The sequence below is a fragment of the Photobacterium sp. CCB-ST2H9 genome (assembly GCF_023151555.2).
GTDB lineage: Bacteria > Pseudomonadota > Gammaproteobacteria > Enterobacterales > Vibrionaceae > Photobacterium.
This window is the reverse complement of sequence record NZ_CP100426.1, coordinates 460,409-481,922: the sequence shown is the minus strand read 5'-3', so window position 1 is coordinate 481,922 and position 21,514 is coordinate 460,409. Positions and strand designations below refer to the sequence as shown.

Genomic DNA, 21,514 nt, shown 5'->3' with positions numbered 1-21,514 from the left:
ATTCATGAGGCAATCGCACCAACACGTATTCGGACGGGTATATTTCCTGAAAAGAGATTGAAAAAGATACAGCGCCCTGAGGCGCTGCATCCAGGCAGATCACGAAAGTAATTCAAATTACAGTGCGTATGCCGCCAGCGTATTTTGATCAGCAACCATAGTGTTCAGGTTTGCCAGAACGTCTGCAGAAGTTACGTTCTCTGATGCAAAGATAGCTGCATAGTTGTTACGAGCCTGAGTATTGAATTCAGCTTTTGCTTCGTCGCTCATGCCCCAAACATCAGTCAGAGTTGCCAGAGTCTCACCTTCGCCGCGAGCGATGTCACGAGCCAGGTTGTCCATGTTGCCGTCGATGAACATTGCCAGCTTCTCTTTAGAGCTGATTACACCGTCGCCTTCACAGCCCAGAGTACCGAAAGTGATACCGAAAGTCTGGTTACCAGAAGTACCGTTGGTTGTAGCACCCAGAACTTTAAATACTTTGCCTTCTTTACCGGCAAATACCATGGAACCCAGACCACAACCAATATCCTGGTCTGCCATAGCTTGAGAAAGTGGCATCAAACCTGCGAGTACTGCCGCTGCAATTACTTTTTTCATTGTTATTCCTTACGCTTTATTTTAATACAATATTGTTGCATTAACTCTATGCGTCGCAAATCATAACAACCTGAAGTCTAATTTCAATTTTTATCAATGCATGAATCCGTTAATTCAGTACTTTTTAGCTCAACCCCAGAAAACAGCGAATTAAACTGAAAAAAGTGTAACATTTTCATCCATTCATTTATTTCTGGCATAATTCCTGAATAGTTGATTGCATCCATTCCCTTCAAATCAGCCTTTATCTTTATTCCCCATCCATGTACTCATTTTATCGATCAAATCAATCGGCAGTGGAAAAACAATCGTCGTCGTTCTGTCATTGGCAATTTCAGTCAATGTCTGTAAATAACGCAGTTGAACGGCATTCGGTGCTTTATTCAGCACTTCAGCCGCTTCCATCAGCTTTTTAGACGCTTCAAGTTCACCGGTTGCGTGAATAACTTTTGCACGACGGGAACGCTCTGCCTCAGCCTGGCGAGCGAGCGCACGAACCATACTGTCATCCAAATCCACATGTTTAATCTCAACGTTCGCGACTTTGATTCCCCAATTATCGGTATGCATATCGAGAATGCCCTGCAAATCTTTATTCAGCTCATCACGGGCTGAGAGCAATTCATCAAGTTCATGCTGCCCTAATACAGATCGCAGTGTCGTCTGGGAGAGCTGACTAGTGGCTTCAAGATAATTTTCTACATTATTAATTGCCATTTTGGGATCAATCACCCGGAAATACACCACAGCATTCACTTTTACTGACACGTTATCACGCGTAATTAAATCCTGGGTCGGAACATCTAATACAATCGTACGCAAATCGACCCGAACCATTTGCTGAATAATCGGGATAATAATGATCAGACCCGGCCCTTTCACTTCATAAAACCGGCCCAACAGAAAAACAACTGCACGTTCATATTCGCGCAGCACTCTGAACATGCTGATAATCAGCGCGATAACAAACACAATAATGGTTGCCAGGGAGTAAGTAATCATAATTTATTCCTTCTCTTTGGCTTCGACATGCAAACAAAGCCCGTCCACACGTTTGACAACAATTGACTGGCCGACACGAAGCGCCGTATCGCATCTCGCCTGCCAGATTTCACCTTCAACCAGAACCCGCCCTTCACCGGGAAATCCGCTCACGACTTTCCCTTCATCATTGGCGAGCATCTCTGCCCCCGTTGTGACCGGTTTACGACGGGTTTTCAGCAACAACGCCAGAATCACAAAAGTAAATAAAGCAGAGGTGGCGGTCAGCCCGATGATCAATGGCAAAGCTATCTGATAACCGGGCTCCTGCGTATCCATCAGCATCACTGAACCAATGACGAAAGAAGCAATACCGCCAAAGCCGAGGATCCCGAAGCTGGGACTGAACGCTTCTGCAACCATCAGAACGATCCCCAGAATGATCAATCCAAGCCCGGCATAACTGACCGGTAACAGCTGTAACGAGTACATTGCCAGTAACAGGCAGATTCCGCCCAGCACGCCGGGCAGACCGACACCCGGGTTATAAAACTCCAGTAATAAGCCATAGATCCCGATGAGCATCAGAATATAAGCCACGTTCGGATTCGTAATCACAGCCAGCAGTTTAAATCGCCAGTCCTGCTCCCGTTCCACGTAAGCAACATTCTGCAAACTGAGGGTTTGCTGAATACCGTTGATGAGGACGCTGCGCCCGTCAGACTGACGAATCAAATCGTCGAGATCAGTGGCCAGAAAATCGATGACGTTCTCTTTCAAAGCTTCTTCCGCATCCAGACTGGCAGCCTCACGGACAGCTTTCTGCGCCCAGACTTCATTTCGTCCGTGGAGTTTTGCAAGGCTGGTGATATATGCGGCAGCGTCATTGATGACTTTCTTCTCCATCGCGGTCTCTGCCTTCACTTCCTCATCAGAAGCAGAACCTTTCTCTGAGCTCGTCGCGGACGACTCATCTTTCGCTGCAGGCGACGGTTCTTCATTTCCGCCGAATGGATTATCTTTTTTTCCGCCAGCCGGTCCGCCTGTCAGAGATACAGGTGTAGCCGCCCCGAGATTCGTACCGGGAGCCATAGCCGCGATATGGCTGGCAAACAGAATATAGGTTCCGGCACTGGCGGCTCTTGAGCCTGCCGGACCGACCCAGGTCGCGATTGGCACGGAAGAAGTAGTGATGGCGCGAATGATTTCACGCATAGAGGTATCCAGCCCGCCCGGTGTATCCATTTTCAGGATCACCAGTTTTGCCTGTTTCTCTTGTGCGCTTTCAATTTCTCTGGAGACAAAATCACTGACAGCGGGACCAATCCCACCCTGGATATTCACTACCCAGACATCATCAGCCCTTGAGCTGAATGTACAGAACATCGTCAGCACAAAGACAAAGACGGAAAACAGCTTCATGGCGCATGCTCCCCATTGGCGTACCTGACTGAGACAGATGGAAAAACCCGCTGCGGTTTACATCAGGAAATTCTTCACCTTAAGCATAGCGCACAGAAAAACACTGCTGTATTGAATACGACACAGGGCTGGTGGTTCAGCCCTGCATCAGCAGTCTGGAGAGGAGATTTGAACAAAAATTTCCGGGAAGTTCTCAGGATGCCTGACGTGAGAATAACCGCTCAAAAGCCGAGGGATGATGTGACCAATGCGTGTCGAACATCTCCATCAGCGCCGGGTTGCCGTAACGTGACAGGCAAACCGCATGAAAACGGTTTTTTTGCGCTTTCAGCCGGGCAATATTCTCCTGCATTTCCGGCGTTTGTGACGGAGCAATAAAGTCAGATAAAACGATCAAATCCGCGTTTTTGTACTTCTCACTGTTCATGAGTTCAATCGACTGTGCCAGTACCGGCGCCAGATCGGTGCCCCCGTGGAAAGAATACGAGAGAAAATTCAGGACTTCACTTAAACCATCCTGCTTGGTCAGCTCATAGGTAATGTGCTGCGTGGAGAACAGCATCACGTAACAGTCACGTTCATCGGCCAGCGCAATTTGCATCAGGCCGTAGGCTAAGGCTTTCGCACACTGTTCAGGGTAACCCGACATGGAACCCGAGGCATCAATACAGACAATAAAAGGTCCCTTATCCTGCTCAACTTGCTTACTTTGCGTTTTATAGGCCTTCACTTTCCGTAATTTACGTTGTGCTCCCTGCATCCGGTAATTCATCAGACGTTTATCGACCAGATGCTTATAAAACACCACTTCCAGTTCCGGATATGCCAGAAACATAGCTTCATTCGGTAAGAGCCGGGCCAGATCATCGCTGGGATGAACCCCGACAATATCATCCGTGACGCTGTCACTCTTCTCCTCAACCATTTTCAGCTCTTCACTCTGCACACGAGCCTGATTGGGGTCGTCAACTTCATTAGCCATCCGGCCAAGCGAGTCCGCGATCTCCTGTAACTCACTGCTTTTTTGTAAGAATTTCGTAATGGATTTTAAACGTTCAACATCGGTGCGGGTCAGTTTTGCTTTTGCCATATCCCACAACCGGCCGGCTCGTTTTTCGTCCCCGGCTTCATCCACTTTTTCCATCTGCTGCATGGTTTCGATGCGCTGATACAGATCCTTCAGCAACTCATCTTTGTGGTGTTCCAGTTCAGACTCTTGTGCTGCTTTCAGTGCTTCCTGCAAATGTTCATGCCATTGATGGCAAAAATAGCTGTGGAACATGGGGTTATGCTTTTTTTGTTCATGCTCCAAAAGCTTGCGGGCCTTGAAATAGAAACCCGAGGTTTCTTCCAGCTCTTTGACCACCTGTTCAGCGTTTTCAACAAAGATATCAGACGACCATTGCCTCACTTTCTGATACAGAGCCAGTTCCTGACTAAAGCGTTCAGCAACATCGACTTTGGCAATCCGATGCTGCACATAACCCCGCCATTTCTGAATCTGCAACTTCATGGCAGATTTCATACCCGGACTCGTATCTGCAGCCATCATCAGCTGTGGACGTGTCATCAGCTCATTCACTGCATTTTCAATGATGCCGGACTCAGACAGCATCATGGCAAGATTGATCCCTTCCGTAACTGGCATCTGAGCCCCCTTAAGCGAAATATTCCGTCAGACGGGTCAGACGCATCGCACTTTTGTCCAGATGACGCTGAATCGTATCGATTTCCTCACTGGCTGTTGTCAGGCTCTGCTCAATCAGCACCGGAAATTCAGGATCAACAAAGTTATGCGGTAATGCACCGTGAAAACGGCTGCGGGCCAGCTTCAGTAAATGCGCAGCTTCATGAATCGCGTCGGTGGCCTGCTGAACTTTTTGCTGCCAGCCTGCCAGTTGTTCCTGGCTAACACCATAATCACCCGCAATACCGACCAGCACATTCCGGCTGGCAATATCTTTAATCACCAGACGGTCGCTGGCATCAATCTCAAAGTGCAAACGGCACAGGTGCGTATTCTTGTTTACAAAGCCATAGATATCGCAATGACCTGTTTTGATCTTTTTCTCAAATTCATCACCATCAACATACACCCAGCGACTGTCGCCGGTTTCCTGTTCGGAAACAGACGGGTTGTGCTGCAACATGACCAGTTTGATCATCCGGGAGTTATTGTTGACCGTATACCGTTTGGCGCCGGAGAAATCGTACTTATATCTTTCTTTCCCCATCAGGGTGTCATGCCCGAAAGTCATGCAGAGCTTGCTGGCTACTTCCTGATGGACCTCTTCAATCTGATGCTGTGCTGTATCCGCCTGTTGTGTTGCGGCTTGCTGTCCGAATACCGTATTGGACGCAAAATCACGCAGAATATCGCGAATGTCCTGACGTGATTCAGGGCTGTGCCAGAGGCATTCTTGCAACAAGAGCAAATCCAGAGGATTAATGCTGTCCCTGCCATTAAAAAATGCACTGGCTTTGAGCAACCGTAACGACTTTTTCCAGCGGCGGTCAGAAATATAGAGTTCATTGCTTTCACCGGTTTCAACTTTCTCTTCAATGACTCTTTTTAGCTGATAAATGGTCTCAAAAATTTCTTCTTCCAGAGACACATGATCAATCAGCGTCTGCCATTGCTGATACTCATCGGCTTTGATTTTCAGAGCTTCCGGTATTTCTGCCATTTCAGGGCCTTCGCCCATCAGCATCGCTTTAAAGTTCTGTTTTTCCTGAATCCGGTTAACGAAGACCCTGACCAGCATCCGGTCGTACAACGCTTCCAGTCCACTGTCTTCATCCGGTAATTCATTGGACGCTGTAATCAGCAAACGCATCGGGACCTTGAGTGTCTCCTGACCATTTTTGAAGGTGCGCTCGTTGACGACGGTGAGGAGCGTATTCAGAATTGCCGGACCTGCTTTCCAGATCTCATCCAGAAAAACAACTTCAGCTGTAGGCAGGTAACCATCGACAAGCCGCACATATTTACCGTGATCTTTCAGTTCTTGAATAGACAAAGGCCCAAACACTTCTTCAGGCGTTGAAAACCGTGTCATCAGGTAATCAAAAAATCGGCTGCCATCAAAAGCTTCAATCAGACGTTTTGCAATCAGACTTTTGGCAATGCCGGGGGGGCCAAGTAAAAACACACTTTCCCCTGCCAGCGCGGATAGCAGACAGAGACGCATGGTATGCTCTCTTTCATAAACGCCGTTCGACAGCGCATGAATCAGTTTATCTACCCGCTCAGCAAGCAGCGCTTTGTTTGGGAAGGAGTTGGCCGCCATTGATAGCATAAATGTCTGTTCCTCGATGCTTGTAAGTGCTGTGTCCGGTTTAACCTGCTCTAGCCTGAGAATAGCTGTAAAAAACACATTGTTACAAGCTTGTTAAACTACATATTTTGTTACAAAACAGATATATCAAACTATTTCGCGACCCAGCGCTCAGTAATCAATGATTTCATTAATGACGTTTAACTCACTAGTACAAGATCACATTTTGTAATGGATTTCACACGTAAAACAGGATGTGGTGATCGTCTCACAAAAGTGCTTCTATAGAGCTACCCGTGACAAGGACATCGTGTTAACATTTTACTCAATTATGAAGAAAATCTCTCAATTGCCTACCGGGCTGACAATATTTGTGTGTTTAGGGGTTCTGGCGACGACCTTTATCCCGATGAAGGGTAACCTGGAAGCCGTCACTTCCAGCCTGACACTGGCACTCATCATTCTTTTGGTCAGAGAAGTCGCAAGCAAAGAAATGAAGTTTTTATTGCTTGTGTCTGCCTGTACCTACGGGCTGGGTGTGATTGCAGATCTGCTGGATGAGATCCCCGAGTTAGCGACACACTGGCTGCTCATTCGCGCAGATAATGTCTTCTCAAACATCGGCGTCTTTTTGCTGTGTTTTTGTTTTATCAAAATTCTTCATCAGCGGCGTGAATTGATTGTTCGGCTGAAAGAACAGGTTGCAAAATCGAGAGAACTGGAACTGGAGCTGAGCCGTCAGGCCCTGCAAGACGACCTGACCGGACTTCAAAACCGCCGTTCGCTTTTCAGACGCTTTGACCACATGGCGATTCATCTGCATCGCGGCATCATGGCCTATATCGATATCGATAATTTCAAACAAGTCAACGATCGCCTTGGTCACCATCAGGGCGATCTGGTTCTGATTGAAATCGCGAATATTCTTTTCAGGCACTCGCCGACCGGCAGCCAGATTTACCGCATTGGCGGGGATGAATTTGTTGTTTTGCTTCCCAGCGCCGATCAAGCCCAAAGCCAGGAATGGCTGGAACTGATTGATGAGCAGACGCTGAATCTGAGAGAAACGTTCAAACTAGGTATCAGTGTTGGGCTCACCCCCTACCATCCAGGCAACCTCAGTGATCCGGATATGCTGCTGGCAAAAGCCGATCATGCGATGTACGAAGACAAAGAGCAGAAATCGCGCAGTTTTTGATTCACATTTCTGTCATAACTTCGTCATACCATAGCGGCTTTACCGCCCGAGTTTTACGGAGACACGAAATGCTGTATCGTCTGGCCGCTTTGCTGGCCTTTATTACCCTGATTCCACTGCAGGCCCAAGCCAAAACGGTCACGGTCTCTGGTTCTACTTCAGTCAGCCATATCCTTGAAGTCCTGGCAGAAACCTACCAGGCGCAACATCCGGATACCCTGATCGCCGTTCAGGGAACCGGATCTTCAGCTGGGATTACCGCGGTAAAACAAAACGCGTCTGAACTCGGCATGAGTTCACGTTTTCTGAAAGATGATGAAATTCGTCCTGATGTTGAAAGCACCATTATCGCGCATGACGGCATTGCGCTGGTGGTCAACAAAGACAATCCGGTGAATACCCTGACGAAAGCGCAGGTCATCGCGATTTACCAAGGCAAAATCACGAACTGGAAAGATGTCGGCGGATCGGATCTGCCTATCGCAGTTGTCAGCCGGGAAAATGCTTCCGGTTCACGATTTTCCTTTGAAGATTTCATGGGACTGACCCGAAACATCGGCGATAAAAGTGTTTCGGACATCAATGCCAAAGCGCTGGTCGTTAACACGAACGGCATGGTGAAAAGCCTGATTGCACGTAACCGCCACGCACTCGGTTATCTCTCACTGGGTTCAGTGGATGATTCAGTCAAGGCGCTGTCTTTTGAAGGGGTCACACCAACACTGACGCACCTTGAATCAGGGGAATATCAAATTTCACGCCCTTTTATCATGCTCTATAAAGACGCAAAGTTAACCTCTGAAGGCCGTAGTTTCCTGGATTACATCCTGTCCAAAGAAGGTCAGACGCTGCTGCATGAGCGCGGCTATATTCCAGTGAATCACTGATTCCTTTCACCGTCTTGCCTGACAACACTCAGGCAAGACGGTGATTTCATTCAGGAGACAACCGGATACTTCAGTCCCGCGCCCCACTCTGTCCAGGAGCCATCATATACGGTCAGCTTTTCTCTGCCGGCCACCTCAGCCGCAAGCGCCAGAATACAAGCTGTCACACCAGAACCACAGCTGAAGATCAATTGCTGATCCTCATCAGAAATTGCATCAAACCGTTGTTTCAGTAACTGCGGCGACAGCAGCTGATTGTCTTTGACAAGCTGCCCGAACGGCAGGCTTTTTGCGTTTGGCATATGGCCGCTTCGAATCCCTTCACGGGGCTCAGGTTGCTGCGCATAAAAACGAGCTGCAGGGCGTGCGTCTAAAACCACAGTCTTTGGATCATCAAGTTTTGTCAGCAGTGACTGCGCATCCGTCACCCACTCGGGTCTGAATCGTGCAACAAAGTTCTCAATTTGCGGCTTTTCAGGCTCGCCGGACATTAAAGGCCCCTGGCTGCGTTTCCAGGCTGGTAACCCGCCATCCAGGACAGCAACAGCATCATGTCCCATCGCTTTAAACATCCACCAGACTCGCGGCGCTGAAAATAATCCCTGAGCGTCATACACAACAATCTGCTTGTCGTTATGAATACCCAGTTCAGAAACCTGTCGGGAGAATTGCGCTTCGTTTGGCAACATGTGAGGCAGATGAGATTCTTTATCACAGATTTCCTGATCGAAATCGAAAAAGACTGCACCGGGAATACGCTCATTCATCCACTCTGATTTTGCATCACGTCCGCTGCCCGGCATAAACCAGCTGGCATCCAGAATCACAATCTCCTTTGCTTCCAGATTTTCCAGCAGCCAGTCTACACTGACGACGGAAGACGGTAACTTGCCACTTGCCATATATCCCTCACCTAACCATTTGAAAATTTGAGATTATTCTGAGAATAACCCGCCCCACTTATCTGTTTGAAAACGCCTTTCAAACCAGAGCGGTTCACTTTCAGAAAACACAGTCGCAGGCACTTGCGCTGCCCATAGTGATAACAGGTAACCCCTCAAGACTAAACTATTTTCTTACAATTCCGGACATGAGCAGCCCCTAAAAGTTGCTTGAATCACACAGATCATCAGGTTAATGTCGTCTGGCCGTTTTCAGCAAGGATGCAATGATGGATTATTTCCCGGTTTTCACCCGACTGACCAACAAGCCAGTCCTCGTTATCGGCGGTGGAGAAGTCGCCTGCCGCAAAGTAGATCTCCTGCTTCGTGCCGGCGCTGATATCACGCTGGTTTCTCCCCGACTCCACCCGACACTGCAAAAACTGGCCGCCCAGAAAAAATTGCGCTGGCTGGCAGAATCTTATAAATCGTCGGTGCTTGGTGATTACTATCAAGTCTGGACAACCACAGATGATCGCGAGCTGAACACACGAATCTTTCGTGATGCACAGCAAAAACGGATTTGGGTCAATGCCGTTGATGATCCCGCACATTGCGACTTTATCACTCCGTCCATGATTGACCGTTCGCCGATACAAGTCGCGATTTCAAGTGGTGGTGCCTCGCCGGTGCTGGTGCGCTTTCTCAGAGAAAAACTGGAAACGCAGCTGGCGCACAATCTTTCACTGCTGGCAGGGTACGCGGGAAAGCAAAGAGAACGGCTGAAGCAACACTTTAATACCGTCGATGAGCGCAGGCATTTCTGGGAGCAGTTTTTCCGTCTGCCTCAGGTCGAAACGGCAAAAACAGAAGAAGCGCTGGAAACCGCATTTACATCCCTGCTTGCGCACCCCGACAAGAGCCAGGGAACACTCTGGGTCATAGAAACCGGTACAGAAACCGAAATGCTGACCTTAAAAGCCCTGCGACTCATGCAACAGGCAGAAATGGTGCTGTACACCAATGAAGAAGCACAGGCTGGATTTATTGAACTTTGCCGGCGAGATGCCGACAGAGCACACTGTCAGCTGGGTGACATAGCAGAGAAGGTCACTTCATTCCTTCAGAAATCGGTTCGCGTTTGTGTCTTAACAGAAAAAGGAAGTACGCCTGAATCACTGGTCCAGTTATGCGTACTGCACAACGGTCTGGTACTTCCTGCTCTGTCCTGAATTATTTCGAAGAGACAGCGGCTGACGTCAGTTCAGAATCCGCCGCTGTTTGCTTGGATCGCTGTTCTGCCAGAGATTTCAGCCACAGGCCGGATGTTTTCATGGCATAACCAAACAACACACCTAAAACCAGTGATGGAATCACCAGTTGCCAGTTTCCACCCGCAGCAAAGGTCGCACAACAACCAATAAATGTACCCGGAATAAAACTCAGCCACTCACGTTTGGCCTGAACACACATCAAAAATGACACGATTGCCGTGACAACATAGCCGAAGATATCAATCCCAATCCACTCCGAGCCGTGAATAATCAGCATGGCCCAGGCCACACCACTCATGTTGGTTGCCAGACTGAGTCCAACGCCTTTCATACCATCTTTCGGGGCCGCGAAATAAGTCGTACATCCAAGAAATCCAGCCCAGCTGAGCAGGCCAAAAGATACAGCCACCCAGCCCCATACACCCGATAAAACGCCTGTCGTAATGGCGATAGCAATCAGTACTGACATGATGCCTCTCTGTCGATTTGCCACTGGCGGTATGATCCGCCATCAAAATGGCAGTTTAGAGATTGTTCGCACACATTAAATCGACACCGATCACGATATTAATGATACAAATGAAACATCAGTAGATATTGAGTGATCTAGATCAAATTCAATAATGTCAGTTTTCCGCCAAGTCAATGACTTTGCAGTTTGGGCTCATCCCGGCTTGTGATAACGTATCGCCTTCTGTTTCTGTAACCGACGTTTTTCCCAGTATACGGAGTGCCAAAATGGGGCCACTAATGCTAGATGTATCAGGTTTTGAACTTGATGCCGAAGAGCGTGAGATTCTTCAACACCCGACTGTCGGTGGTGTTATTTTTTTCGCCCGAAATTATCACGACAGAGCGCAATTATTTGCCCTGACCCAATCGATCCGCCAGGCAGCCAAAAGACCACTACTGATTGCGGTTGATCAGGAAGGCGGACGCGTTCAGCGCTTCAGAGATGGCTTCACCCTTTTGCCCCCCGCCAAAGCCTTTGCAGCATCAGAAAACGGCCTTCACCTTGCCCGGGAAGGTGGCTGGCTGATGGCCGCTGAATTACTGGCGATGGATATTGATCTCAGTCTGGCGCCAGTGCTGGATATTGGCTTTGACTGCAAAGCGATTGGTGATCGTGCCTTTTCAGATCAGCCAGCGGAAATCGCCCGGTACGCCGGTGCATTTATTAAGGGAATGAAAGCCGCTGGCATGGCGGCAACCGGAAAGCACTTTCCCGGTCATGGCGGCGTGATTGCCGATTCTCACTTGGAAACCCCGATCGATGAAAGAAGCGATGTTGTCGATCACGACATGTCAGTCTTCAAGACGTTGATTGACGAAAATCTGCTCGATGCCATGATGCCGGCCCACGTGATTTATCCGGAATTCGACTCGAATCCTGCCAGCGGTTCTGAGTACTGGTTAAAGGATATGCTCCGCAATCAGCTGCAATTCAAAGGGGTCATTTTCTCAGATGATTTAAACATGAAAGGTGCGGACGTTCTGGGCAGTTATGGCAAACGAGCACAAGCCTCCCTTCAGGCTGGCTGTGACATGGTCATGTTATGTAACAACCGTGCAGGTGCAATTGAAGCGCTCGAAGCACTGCCGCAAACTCAGGTTCCGTTGCTGGAAACGCTTCTGAAAAAGCCTTTTGCCCGTTATCAGGAGATGATCAATACAGCAGAATGGAAAAATCGCGCTCAAACCATTCGCAAGCTACAAGAAGCATGGTCAGAAAAATCACACACCATGTAATCCCCCTGTAAAAATAGTGGAACAGAATCGCCCGACTCTATCGGGCGATTCTCATTAAACGGTATACACAATCAAAAGCTTGAGATTCACTTACTGGTAGGGTGTTGTCATCAATGTCGACAACAGCCGTTTCAGTGTTTCGGAAACAATCTCCTGATTGAAGTTTTCATCTCCGCTCACCAGAGAAAATTCAAACTCCCGGAACACAAAAACCACCAGATTTGCATCGACCTCCGGTGAAGGACTGCCGATTTTAATGGCCGTCTCTTTGATCAGATTTAATACCTGTAACTTATACGCACTGACTCTTTGAATCAGTGCCTGTGATTGCCCCAACGCAAATAAGAAATGGCATCGAATTGCCAATTGTTTTCTTCGGCTTTCATCACTCAGTTCAGTCAGAATGTATTCAGTCAGTAAATCTGTGAGTTCCTGTATGCATTGAGGGCGATTACTCTCTTCGCCTTCAACAGGATAGCGTTCAAGAATCTGATCGACCTGTTGCTGGATCCACTGTATCTGCATCACTTCACGCCGGGCGAATTCGTCAAACGCACACAGAATGAGATGATCCATACTTTCGAAATAATAACTGGTCAGCGAAAGCCGCACCTGAGCTGCATTCGCGATATTCCGGTGAGACAGACTATTCAAGCCACGATTCGCAATCAACGCCAGCGTCGCTTCTATAATTTTTTGTCGGGTAAGTTCTCCCTTTGTTGTTTTTCGAGAACTAGCTGCCATCTCGACCTATCCTTTATGTTTATGAAAAGTAAATGTTTGCATTCACGCCAATAATATCGGAAACCTCTCGTTACATAAACTAAACGAGCGGTTTATCTTATAGATTTATATTTGTTCAATATAAATGTCTTACGATTACATCTCATACGCCACCGAAAAACTGAGCAATTCTCACACAGTGCAACACGCAATATGCCACTAGGAGCATAATGATGTGGAAAAAGTTTCGAAAACAGTGAAAGTGTAGCGTGTACAGACTGAGCGGTAACATGAAGCGGCAGGATCGTCAGATAAAAGAAACTGGTTGCTTATTCTGGTAATACAATTTAAAAACAACAAAGGCGCCATCATCAGGCGCCTTTGCTTAAATTCTCAAACTGTCTGTAAAGGTTACAGAGACTCGCTCGAATAGTTGATGTTCTTACAGGTTTTCTTTTCTTTCAGCACAGTCACTAACCCGCCGATAATAAATGCCATCACCAGTAATGTTTCAAACATGTCGCTTCCCCAATCCGGATAATCTTTGCGCCTGTCGGCCATTTCATAACGCTTCACAGTTGCTAAAAATCACTATAATCGTGATCAATCAGCCTCCGGTTGGGCAACGCTTCGTTGAAAAACATTCTCATAAAGGAGCTCAGTATCAAAAGCTTACTGAGTAAAATGATGAAACACTGCTTTCCAACTTACATTTTGCAGATACTGCACCGGTGACCATCTTTTAGCCGAGTTATTTTGCGTTTTTTTTGTACGAACTGCCAGCATTATTTGCCTTATGTTTCTTGAGAAACAGCATAAAAAAAACTAATAAAAAATGCGGCCACAAAGACCGCATTTTATTCTGTAAATCAAAGGAATCCAGGTTACAACCAGCGCTTTTGACCTGTAAAAGTCACAGACAACCAAGCGTCCCCTAACTCTCCTTTCAGCTTATCCCAAAGTAACTGGCGAATTTTATCCTGACGTTTTGTTGTCCAGTACTGATCGTCTTTCACGAGGATATTGATCTCCAAATCGTACTGGCGCCCTGTTTTGGCAAAATGGTGTGTATAGTCATCGAAATGATATTGCTTCGATAAATCTTCAATCACACGATTCACGCTGGACTGTACCTTATCATGAGGTGCAACCAGCAACACTTCCCGAATATTACGGCGCAATACCTTGATGGGGAGTACAGAAGCCGCAATTGCCATAGCTGATACCAGAATCGGGTCGACATAGGCATTCCAGTGAGAATAGCCTAATGCATCAAACACCATCACCAGCATAAAACCGACTAAAATTGCAGCACTCAAGATGCCATCGACCAACCATTCCTGCGAGTCGACCCGAACAAGTTCAGAGTCTTCCTTACGGGCAATGTGGGTTTCCGTGAAATAAATACCAAAACAGCAAATGGTCGACAAAATTGCATAAACCATTGCGTGTTCCAGCACAACTTCATGGCCACCGTTGACAATGGTTTGCACACCACTGGCGAGTGCAAACAAACAGGTTACCAAGATGAGCAAGCCATTGACGACATTGATCAAAGGTTCGATGTGGGCGTAACCAAACTGGAAGTGGTCATCGTCCGGTCTTGAGACCAGGTAGGCGGTATACAGACTCAGGCCTGTCATACCCATACTCAGAAAAGAAAACATACCATCGAGAAGGATCGCACTTGATCCGACATACAGCCCATAACCAATACCCAGGGTGGCAAGGAGAACCGTACCGGCAAGAGACATTTTCAGTGCCAGACGTTCCTTACTAACTTTACGGCAAGTAGCCATAAGTTCCTCCTTTCATATCTTTGTATAACATAAATAAATTGTCAGCCTGATGGGTAGTGAACCACTTCAGCATGACGGCTTGATGAACCTAAACAGCATATATAAACACTGTGTTCAGTTCTGTATCTCTTCCAGCCACTTCAGAAAAGCTGGTTTCCGTAATGCAGTGTTCAAAGCCGCTTGTTGTTTTCCTTTTTTGAAAACCAGAACGGTTGGAACACCTCTTACCCGGTATCGCTTTGCCAGTTCAGGATGCTGATTCACATTCACACGGGCAAAACGGTATTGTTTCTTTTGTTTGGCGACTTGCTCGACCACAGGCTTAAATGCCTGACAGGGAGCGCAGTGATTACCCCAAAATGTCACCACAACAGGCTTAGGACTTTGAATCAAAGCTGTAAAGTTGTGACTGTCTGCTTCAACCGGCCTGCCATCTAAAACAGCTTTGGAACAATGCGGACAGGAGGCGGTGTTTGATAAAGAAGTGATTTGTAAAGTCACTTTTTGCTGACAGTGCGGACAGCACACATTAAAACTCGGCATTTTTCTTGATACTAAACCAATTTTCAGTCGGTTAGTAAACCCCTCAGGCGGAAACTTTCCGGCAGTATATCACACCTGAATAAAAGGCCAGACCATGATATCGAACATATGGCGGCATCAAATATATAGCTCAACACACCTCTGCCCTGTTACCTTTACGGTTAAAAATCCGTCCGCTGAAGCTGTAATCGTTCGATATCACTAAAGAAAGAGATAATTTTTGCTCTGCTGACACTATACATGAACTCAGAACCATCACACATTTCAGCATCTGCGAGTTTTATCTCAGGGGATTTCATTTGCATGAATTCACAGGCTGCCTGCCGCTCACATGCAAGATCCCGTTCTTTGTTCAGGGTTTTCCAGTAATCCGCAAAATGATTCAATGCGCTGTCAAGTTGCCGGTAATTCTCTGTTGTCAGTTCCGGCTTCAGCACTTTCAGCTCTTTTTTACGCTCAGAAAGAAACACATTGAAATTATTGGCATAATTATCAGCAACTGAATGATTGTAACATGTCTGCTGCACGTACCTTTCCTGCTGCGCGTAAATGTTCGCGTTCTGCGAAGAACAGGCTGAGCCCGCAAAGCAGGCAACAAAAACAATCAGTGACAACTTCATTTTCACTCACTTCCGGCAGTAAAAAAACACGGGAAGCTGCGGTGCCGAATCTGCTGCCCGTACGACTATCCAAAGTATGAGTGAAATACACACAACATCATGTTCAAAGTCTGCGATTTCTCAGGACTAAGACAAAGTAAGCTGACATGATTCAGCAATTTAACTGCCGGAAGCCTCAACTAAAACGTCGTCACCCAGCTTGATATCCCCGGCGGAAAGCACGCGGCAACATACGCCACCACGCCATTCCGGCATCAGCGCCTGTGTCATCCCCTGAAACTGTTCATCCATACGCGGGCAAGGATCGGTCTCCCGGGTAATCTGCAAACGCAATGTTCCAATCGTGATCACATCACCAACATTGGCCTCTGAAAAACGCGTCCCCTCCACCAGTAGATTTGCCCGGCGAATGGTCCATGGCAAACGCTCTCCGACTTCTTTGCATGCATCCAGCCAGGAGTCCAGACTCAGCACAGTTACCTGACGTTTCCCAGGTTTACCACGAAAATCTCCTTTGACCCCATTTTCCTGCGATACATTAATTTGTTCCAGTTCTTCCATTGCAGCACGTGACGCTTTTCGTCTGGCAATTCCTATCAGCTTCATCCGAAAATCTCCCTTACGTTGTCCAAATACCAGCACAATTCACTAGCAAAATTCAGGCTGTACCGAATTCTTTACTTAGTTCACCACCTGCCTCTGAAGCAAGTTTTAACACTTTGATTACAATTAGAAGTGTTTAGCAAACCAAGAATTTACAAACACATACTATGCAACGTCGGCAATTAGCTATCAACCACTATGAATTTGCTGCTCAATCATTCAGAGCAGCTGGAAAAGGAGCTTGATATGAATGTTCAAGCCTTAAGTATGCACCGATATTTAGACTTTCAGGGACAACTGACTGCGCCGCTACCGGCTTGGGCAGATATTGTGACTCTGCAGGGTTTCTACCGAGATATGGTGCTGACCAGGGTTTATGACAACAAAGCAGTCGCACTTCAGCGTACCGGGAAACTGGGCACTTATCCTTCTCATCTGGGCTCTGAAGCCATTGGGATTGCGATGGGCCGCGCGCTGAAGAAAGACGATGTATTCATTCCCTATTACCGGGATATGCCTGCCATGTGGGCACGTGGGATAGCGATGGAAAAGAACCTGCAATACTGGGGCGGCGATGAACGGGGGAGTGATTTTGCCTTTGATGACCGACACTGCCGCGACCTGCCCTTCTGTGTGCCGATTGCAACCCAATGTACGCACGCAGTTGGCGTTGCAGCAGCCCTGAAAATTCAGGGCGATCACCATGCTGCATTAGTGACCTGTGGTGACGGTGGTACCTCAAAAGGAGATTTTCTGGAGTCGATCAACTGTGCCGGCGCCTGGAACATCCCGCTGGTCTTTGTGATTAACAACAACCAATGGGCCATTTCTGTTCCCCGGAAATTGCAGTGTGGTGCAGAGTTCCTCTCCGACAAAGCGAAAGGTGCCGGTATTCCCGGTATCACAGTCGATGGTAACGACATTATTGCTATGTACGACGCCATCATGAAAAGTCTGGACCGTGCCCGGAAAGGGAAAGGAGCAACCCTGATCGAAGCCGTCAGCTATCGTCTGAGCGATCATACAACTGCCGATGATGCCACCCGGTATCGCAGTGAAGATGAACTTCAGCAAGCCTGGCAATATGAACCCATTAAGCGTCTGAAAACCTTTTTAATGGCGCAGGGAGCATGGTCAGACGAAGAAGAAAAAGCCTGGCAGGCCCATTGCCGTCAGGAAGTCGAAAAAGCGGTCGAACGTTATATTGCGATTACGCCGCAGCCACCTGAGTCCGCGTTTGATTTCCTTTACGAAGAACCGACAGAGGAAATCCGTCCGCAACGAGATGCCATCATTAATAAAGCTATGCGTATGCAGGGAGGTCACCATGGCTGAGATTACCATGCTGGAAGCAGTCAATTTAGCCCTGCATCATGAAATGGAAAAAGACCCGAATGTTATCGTGCTGGGCGAAGACGTCGGCGACAATGGCGGTGTTTTCCGCGCCACCGTTGGTCTCAAACAAAAGTATGGCCTCAAACGTGTCATCGATACCCCGCTTGCTGAAGCATTGATTGGTGGCGTCGCTGTCGGAATGGCCAGTCAGGGTTTAAGGCCTGTGGCAGAGTTCCAGTTTCAGGGGTTTGTCTTCCCTGCCCTGGAGCATCTGATTTGCCATGCGGCCCGCCTGAGAAACAGAACAAGGGGACGTCTCTCGTGCCCTGCAGTTTTCCGTGCCCCCTTTGGCGGCGGTATTCACGCACCAGAGCACCACTCCGAGAGTATTGAAGCAATTTTTGCGCATACTCCGGGTTTAAAAGTCGTGATTCCATCCTCCCCCAAAAGAGCCTACGGCTTACTGCTGGCTGCGATTCGCAGTAACGATCCCGTGATGTTTTTTGAGCCGAAACGCATCTATCGTACGGTGAAGTCAGAGGTGATCGACAATGGTGAAGCGCTGCCGCTGGACACCTGTTTCACGCTTCGCAAGGGCCGTGATTTAACCCTGGTGACCTGGGGTGCATGCGTCGTTGAATCTCTTCAGGCTGTCAATGAATTGTCCAAAATGGGCATCGAAGCTGAAGTGATTGATCTGGCATCTATCAAGCCGATTGACATCAATACCATTGTGGCCTCACTTGAAAAAACCGGACGGCTTCTGGTCGTTCATGAAGCCAGCAAAACCTGTGGGGTTGGTGCTGAACTGATTGCTCAAGTCTCAGAAAAAGCAATGTGTCTGCTCAAAGCACCGCCTGTTCGCGTCACAGGAATGGACACAGTCATGCCGTACTACCGCAATGAAGACTATTTCATGATTAATAAAGACGACATTGTCATTGCGGCCAAACAACTTGTGGAGGGGTGGAAATGAAATCTTTTACCTTACCGGATCTTGGTGAAGGACTCGCTGAATCTGAAATTATCGAATGGCATGTGAAAGTCGGCGACGTTGTCGAAGTTGATCAGGTTGTCCTGACGGTCGAAACAGCCAAAGCGACGGTCGAAGTACCTGCGCCGTACAGCGGCACCATCGTCAGCCGGCACGGTAATGAAGGGGATGTAATTTCTATCGGCAGCCTGCTGATGGAAATCGACGAAACCAATTCTGCCGATCCTGGGAATCAGGAAAAACAAGAAGCCAAAAGCAAGCAGCGGGCCGATGCAGCCACGGTCGTTGGGAGCGTCTCTCACCAGTCACATAGTGTGAATGTGGATGAATTCTGGGTAGGCAGCCAGGTGAAACCTTCCGGGGAGCATATCAGTGCCCTGCCTTCTGCGCGCGCACTGGCCCAGAAACTCGGTGTAAACCTCCAGAAAATCACTGGCAGTGGTCCTGATGGCATCATTATTGAAGCTGATGTCTATCATGCCTGTGATCAACAGTTACCCGGAACGGAAGTCCTGAAAGGTGCCCGCCGCACAATGGTCGGCAGCATGACGGAATCCCACCAGCAAATCGCTGCGGTCACAATCACAGAGGAAGCCTTGCTGGATAAGTGGCCCAAAGGGGAAGACATTACAGCGCGTTTGATTCAGGCTGTGGTCAGTGCCTGTGAACAGGAACCGGCAATGAACGCCTGGTTTGATGCTGAAACCATGACCCGTTGCGTCCATCACAAAGTCAACATCGGGATTGCTGTCGACAGCTCGCACGGGCTCTATGTACCGGTCCTGAAAGATGCCGGCAGTCTGAATCCGAAAGCCATTCGCCAATGGATTAACGAAACGGCCGAAAGCGTTCGGTCCAGAAAGGTCGGCCGGGAGGAATTCCAGCACGCCACCATTACGCTGTCTAATTTCGGGGCAATTGCCGGCATTTATGCCACGCCGGTAGTGACGCCGCCTCAGGTTGCCATTGTGGGTGCCGGACGTCTCATTGAGAAGTTGATTCTGGTGAACAACAAACCGGTTTCTGTCAGAGCGATGCCACTGTCAGTGACGTTCGACCACAGAGCCTGTACTGGCGGTGAAGCGGCACGCTTTGTCAAAGCAATCGTGGAGCATCTCTCGAAACCTCACGGCTAAATCACTGCTTGTACCCTAAAAAAACAGGCCAGCAATTGCTGGCCTGTTGCGATTCCATCACCGGCGTTTTGCACCTTAATCTTCCGAAGGCACGGCCGGTTTTTTCTTCTTCGGCATGAAGACGTTATCGCCGACGGCCATATTGTCGTAAAAGCGCTTATCCAGTTTCTTCTTCGGTTTCGCCGCCACTTTACGTTCAGCTTGCTGAGGCTTAGCGTTCGTATTTTTCTTCGGCGTAAATTTCTTTTTCGGCGCTGGTTTCAGCCCTTTAAACTTACCTGCCAGCCCTTCAAGCGCCGTGAAAGTGATTTTTTTCTGCAGGAAAGCTTCAACGCTCTTGAAACTCTTCCAGTCTTTCGGGCCTACCAGAGACACCGCATCACCCTTGTTGCCCGCACGACCAGTCCGGCCAATCCGGTGAACATATTCTTCAGCGTGCTTCGGCATATCGAAGTTAATCACATGCGAGACTTTGCTGATGTCCAGACCCCGTGATGCAACATCTGTTGTCACCAGAATCTTATGTACATTGCGTTCGAACTGGCTCATGATGCTGTTTCGCTGAGGCTGAGTCAGATTCCCGCTCAGCGCAACTGCTTTCAGTTTGCGCTCGTTCAGCAAAGCAGTCAGGCGATCCGTATCTTCCCGAGTTGCCGTAAAGATAATCACCTGATCATAATTTTCCTGCTCCAGCAGACGATCAAGGATCGCTTGCTTATGATCCAGGTGATCACACAGCATAAACCGCTGCTCAATATCACCATGTTCCTGTGCCGCATGGCCAACCGCGATACGTTTCGGGTCTTTCAGCATTTCTGAAGCGATGTCGATCACTTGCGGATCATCCAGCGTTGCGGAGAACATCATGGTCTGACGGCTGCGGTGATCGGCGGCCTGATGAATTTTACGCAGCTGAGGTGCAAACCCCAGATCCAGCATCCGGTCTGCTTCATCCAGAATCAGCATTTCCAGACCGTTCAGATAAGTACTTTTATGCTCCAGATGATCAGCCAGACGTCCCGGTGTCGCCACTACGAACATCGGGTCTTTACGCAAGGCTTTCACCTGGTCATTGAAGTTTTCACCACCCACAATTAATGCGCCATCGTAAGGTGTACCGGCATTCAGCATACGCAGTTGTGCATAAACCTGCTTGGCCAGTTCACGGGTTGGCGCCAGGATCACAACACGCGGATCACGCTTGGTGAAAGGTTTGCCACGATACATGCGCTGCATCGCAGGTAACAGAAATGCCAGTGTTTTACCGGAACCGGTCTTCGAGGAAGCCAGCAAGTCCTTTCCTGCAATCGCTACGGGAATCGCTTGTTGCTGGATCTCCGTCGCCCGCTCAAAGGCCATGTGATTCAATTTTTTCAACAGTCGCTGGTCAAGCCCAAGATCTTTAAAGTGCAAAGTATTGCTCCGGTAAAACGCTCAAACACAATGAAAATCCCCGTTGCACACCTGTGATATGGCTCACAACAGGGATGA

Annotated in this window: 20 protein-coding genes; 7 read left to right on the top strand and 13 right to left on the bottom strand. The window is 48.2% G+C overall.

From position 1 onward, the window contains the following. Positions 1–117 precede the first annotated feature (117 nt). From L4174_RS18715 to L4174_RS18695, 5 genes are all read right to left on the bottom strand, one after another. Entirely contained in the window at positions 118–600 is a 483-nt protein-coding gene (locus L4174_RS18715; RefSeq protein WP_248142402.1) for a DUF3015 family protein, read from the bottom strand. Between the two features lie 237 nt (positions 601–837). Then, entirely contained in the window at positions 838–1,602 is a 765-nt protein-coding gene (locus tag L4174_RS18710) for a slipin family protein (RefSeq protein WP_248142403.1), read from the bottom strand. A 3-nt stretch (positions 1,603–1,605) separates the two neighbouring features. Next, a complete protein-coding gene (locus L4174_RS18705) occupies positions 1,606–3,003 on the bottom strand; it encodes a nodulation protein NfeD (RefSeq protein WP_248142404.1) in 1,398 nt (465 codons plus the stop codon). A 193-nt stretch (positions 3,004–3,196) separates the two neighbouring features. Further along, positions 3,197–4,651, bottom strand: a complete 1,455-nt coding sequence (gene viaA / locus L4174_RS18700; RefSeq protein ID WP_248142405.1) for an ATPase RavA stimulator ViaA — start codon at positions 4,649–4,651, stop codon at positions 3,197–3,199. A gap of 10 nt (positions 4,652–4,661) precedes the next feature. Then, the gene (locus L4174_RS18695; RefSeq protein WP_248142406.1) at positions 4,662–6,302 is read right to left on the bottom strand and encodes an ATPase RavA domain-containing protein; all 1,641 of its coding nucleotides are present in this window, start codon (positions 6,300–6,302) and stop codon (positions 4,662–4,664) included. A gap of 289 nt (positions 6,303–6,591) precedes the next feature. Between L4174_RS18695 and L4174_RS18690 the strand changes: the two genes are divergently transcribed. Next, positions 6,592–7,479 carry a GGDEF domain-containing protein gene (locus L4174_RS18690; RefSeq protein ID WP_248142407.1) on the top strand — a complete coding sequence of 296 codons (888 nt, stop codon included), beginning with the start codon at positions 6,592–6,594 and terminating at the stop codon, positions 7,477–7,479. Positions 7,480–7,547: 68 nt separating this feature from the next. Next, a complete protein-coding gene (locus L4174_RS18685) occupies positions 7,548–8,366 on the top strand; it encodes a phosphate ABC transporter substrate-binding protein (RefSeq protein WP_248142408.1) in 819 nt (272 codons plus the stop codon). Positions 8,367–8,416: 50 nt separating this feature from the next. On the opposite strand, the gene sseA is transcribed toward L4174_RS18685, so the two are convergent. Then, a complete protein-coding gene (gene sseA / locus L4174_RS18680) occupies positions 8,417–9,268 on the bottom strand; it encodes a 3-mercaptopyruvate sulfurtransferase (protein WP_248142409.1) in 852 nt (283 codons plus the stop codon). Positions 9,269–9,537: 269 nt separating this feature from the next. Between sseA and L4174_RS18675 the strand changes: the two genes are divergently transcribed. Further along, positions 9,538–10,479, top strand: a complete 942-nt coding sequence (locus L4174_RS18675) for a bifunctional precorrin-2 dehydrogenase/sirohydrochlorin ferrochelatase (RefSeq protein ID WP_248143322.1) — start codon at positions 9,538–9,540, stop codon at positions 10,477–10,479. Between the two features lies 1 nt (position 10,480). Here L4174_RS18675 and L4174_RS18670 read toward each other — a convergent pair whose 3' ends face one another. Continuing rightward, the gene (locus L4174_RS18670; RefSeq protein WP_248142410.1) at positions 10,481–10,990 is read right to left on the bottom strand and encodes a DUF1097 domain-containing protein; all 510 of its coding nucleotides are present in this window, start codon (positions 10,988–10,990) and stop codon (positions 10,481–10,483) included. Between the two features lie 269 nt (positions 10,991–11,259). Between L4174_RS18670 and nagZ the strand changes: the two genes are divergently transcribed. Then, positions 11,260–12,270 carry a beta-N-acetylhexosaminidase gene (gene nagZ / locus L4174_RS18665; protein ID WP_248142411.1) on the top strand — a complete coding sequence of 337 codons (1,011 nt, stop codon included), beginning with the start codon at positions 11,260–11,262 and terminating at the stop codon, positions 12,268–12,270. 90 nt (positions 12,271–12,360) lie between these two features. Here nagZ and L4174_RS18660 read toward each other — a convergent pair whose 3' ends face one another. From L4174_RS18660 to L4174_RS18640, 5 genes are all read right to left on the bottom strand, one after another. Then, positions 12,361–13,014: a TetR/AcrR family transcriptional regulator gene (locus L4174_RS18660; RefSeq protein ID WP_248142412.1), complete on the bottom strand. Its 654-nt coding sequence runs from the start codon at positions 13,012–13,014 to the stop codon at positions 12,361–12,363. 863 nt (positions 13,015–13,877) lie between these two features. Next, positions 13,878–14,792, bottom strand: coding sequence for a cation diffusion facilitator family transporter (locus L4174_RS18655; RefSeq protein WP_248142413.1), 915 nt, complete (start codon positions 14,790–14,792; stop codon positions 13,878–13,880). A 114-nt stretch (positions 14,793–14,906) separates the two neighbouring features. Next, the gene (gene trxC / locus L4174_RS18650) at positions 14,907–15,335 is read right to left on the bottom strand and encodes a thioredoxin TrxC (RefSeq protein WP_248142414.1); all 429 of its coding nucleotides are present in this window, start codon (positions 15,333–15,335) and stop codon (positions 14,907–14,909) included. A 161-nt stretch (positions 15,336–15,496) separates the two neighbouring features. Continuing rightward, on the bottom strand, positions 15,497–15,955 hold the full coding sequence (locus L4174_RS18645) for a hypothetical protein (protein WP_248142415.1): 459 nt from the start codon (positions 15,953–15,955) through the stop codon (positions 15,497–15,499). A 159-nt stretch (positions 15,956–16,114) separates the two neighbouring features. Next, entirely contained in the window at positions 16,115–16,561 is a 447-nt protein-coding gene (locus tag L4174_RS18640; RefSeq protein ID WP_248142416.1) for an MOSC domain-containing protein, read from the bottom strand. Positions 16,562–16,804: 243 nt separating this feature from the next. On the opposite strand from L4174_RS18640, the gene pdhA reads away from it, so the two are divergent. The 3 genes from pdhA to L4174_RS18625 are packed head-to-tail and all read left to right on the top strand — an operon-like array spanning position 16,805 to position 20,023. Further along, the gene (pdhA, locus tag L4174_RS18635; protein WP_248142417.1) at positions 16,805–17,893 is read left to right on the top strand and encodes a pyruvate dehydrogenase (acetyl-transferring) E1 component subunit alpha; all 1,089 of its coding nucleotides are present in this window, start codon (positions 16,805–16,807) and stop codon (positions 17,891–17,893) included. Next, positions 17,886–18,869, top strand: a complete 984-nt coding sequence (locus L4174_RS18630; protein ID WP_248142418.1) for an alpha-ketoacid dehydrogenase subunit beta — start codon at positions 17,886–17,888, stop codon at positions 18,867–18,869. The genes pdhA and L4174_RS18630 overlap by 8 nt, the downstream gene beginning before the upstream one ends. Further along, entirely contained in the window at positions 18,866–20,023 is a 1,158-nt protein-coding gene (locus L4174_RS18625) for a dihydrolipoamide acetyltransferase family protein (RefSeq protein ID WP_248142419.1), read from the top strand. The genes L4174_RS18630 and L4174_RS18625 overlap by 4 nt, the downstream gene beginning before the upstream one ends. Before the next feature lie 75 nt (positions 20,024–20,098). Here L4174_RS18625 and L4174_RS18620 read toward each other — a convergent pair whose 3' ends face one another. Beyond that, positions 20,099–21,382, bottom strand: coding sequence for a DEAD/DEAH box helicase (locus tag L4174_RS18620; RefSeq protein ID WP_248142420.1), 1,284 nt, complete (start codon positions 21,380–21,382; stop codon positions 20,099–20,101). Positions 21,383–21,514 lie beyond the last annotated feature (132 nt).

Coding starts and splice junctions, on each gene's coding strand:
- L4174_RS18715 (WP_248142402.1), bottom strand. CDS start 600: ATGAAAAAAGTAATTGCAGCGGCAGTACTCGCAGGTTTGATGCCACTT.
- nagZ (WP_248142411.1), top strand. CDS start 11,260: ATGGGGCCACTAATGCTAGATGTATCAGGTTTTGAACTTGATGCCGAA.
- L4174_RS18645 (WP_248142415.1), bottom strand. CDS start 15,955: ATGAAGTTGTCACTGATTGTTTTTGTTGCCTGCTTTGCGGGCTCAGCC.
- pdhA (WP_248142417.1), top strand. CDS start 16,805: ATGAATGTTCAAGCCTTAAGTATGCACCGATATTTAGACTTTCAGGGA.
- L4174_RS18660 (WP_248142412.1), bottom strand. CDS start 13,014: ATGGCAGCTAGTTCTCGAAAAACAACAAAGGGAGAACTTACCCGACAA.
- L4174_RS18670 (WP_248142410.1), bottom strand. CDS start 10,990: ATGTCAGTACTGATTGCTATCGCCATTACGACAGGCGTTTTATCGGGT.
- L4174_RS18695 (WP_248142406.1), bottom strand. CDS start 6,302: ATGCTATCAATGGCGGCCAACTCCTTCCCAAACAAAGCGCTGCTTGCT.
- L4174_RS18685 (WP_248142408.1), top strand. CDS start 7,548: ATGCTGTATCGTCTGGCCGCTTTGCTGGCCTTTATTACCCTGATTCCA.
- L4174_RS18620 (WP_248142420.1), bottom strand. CDS start 21,382: ATGGCCTTTGAGCGGGCGACGGAGATCCAGCAACAAGCGATTCCCGTA.
- viaA (WP_248142405.1), bottom strand. CDS start 4,651: ATGCCAGTTACGGAAGGGATCAATCTTGCCATGATGCTGTCTGAGTCC.
- L4174_RS18655 (WP_248142413.1), bottom strand. CDS start 14,792: ATGGCTACTTGCCGTAAAGTTAGTAAGGAACGTCTGGCACTGAAAATG.
- L4174_RS18640 (WP_248142416.1), bottom strand. CDS start 16,561: ATGAAGCTGATAGGAATTGCCAGACGAAAAGCGTCACGTGCTGCAATG.
- L4174_RS18710 (WP_248142403.1), bottom strand. CDS start 1,602: ATGATTACTTACTCCCTGGCAACCATTATTGTGTTTGTTATCGCGCTG.
- L4174_RS18675 (WP_248143322.1), top strand. CDS start 9,538: ATGGATTATTTCCCGGTTTTCACCCGACTGACCAACAAGCCAGTCCTC.
- L4174_RS18705 (WP_248142404.1), bottom strand. CDS start 3,003: ATGAAGCTGTTTTCCGTCTTTGTCTTTGTGCTGACGATGTTCTGTACA.
- trxC (WP_248142414.1), bottom strand. CDS start 15,335: ATGCCGAGTTTTAATGTGTGCTGTCCGCACTGTCAGCAAAAAGTGACT.
- L4174_RS18630 (WP_248142418.1), top strand. CDS start 17,886: ATGGCTGAGATTACCATGCTGGAAGCAGTCAATTTAGCCCTGCATCAT.
- L4174_RS18625 (WP_248142419.1), top strand. CDS start 18,866: ATGAAATCTTTTACCTTACCGGATCTTGGTGAAGGACTCGCTGAATCT.
- sseA (WP_248142409.1), bottom strand. CDS start 9,268: ATGGCAAGTGGCAAGTTACCGTCTTCCGTCGTCAGTGTAGACTGGCTG.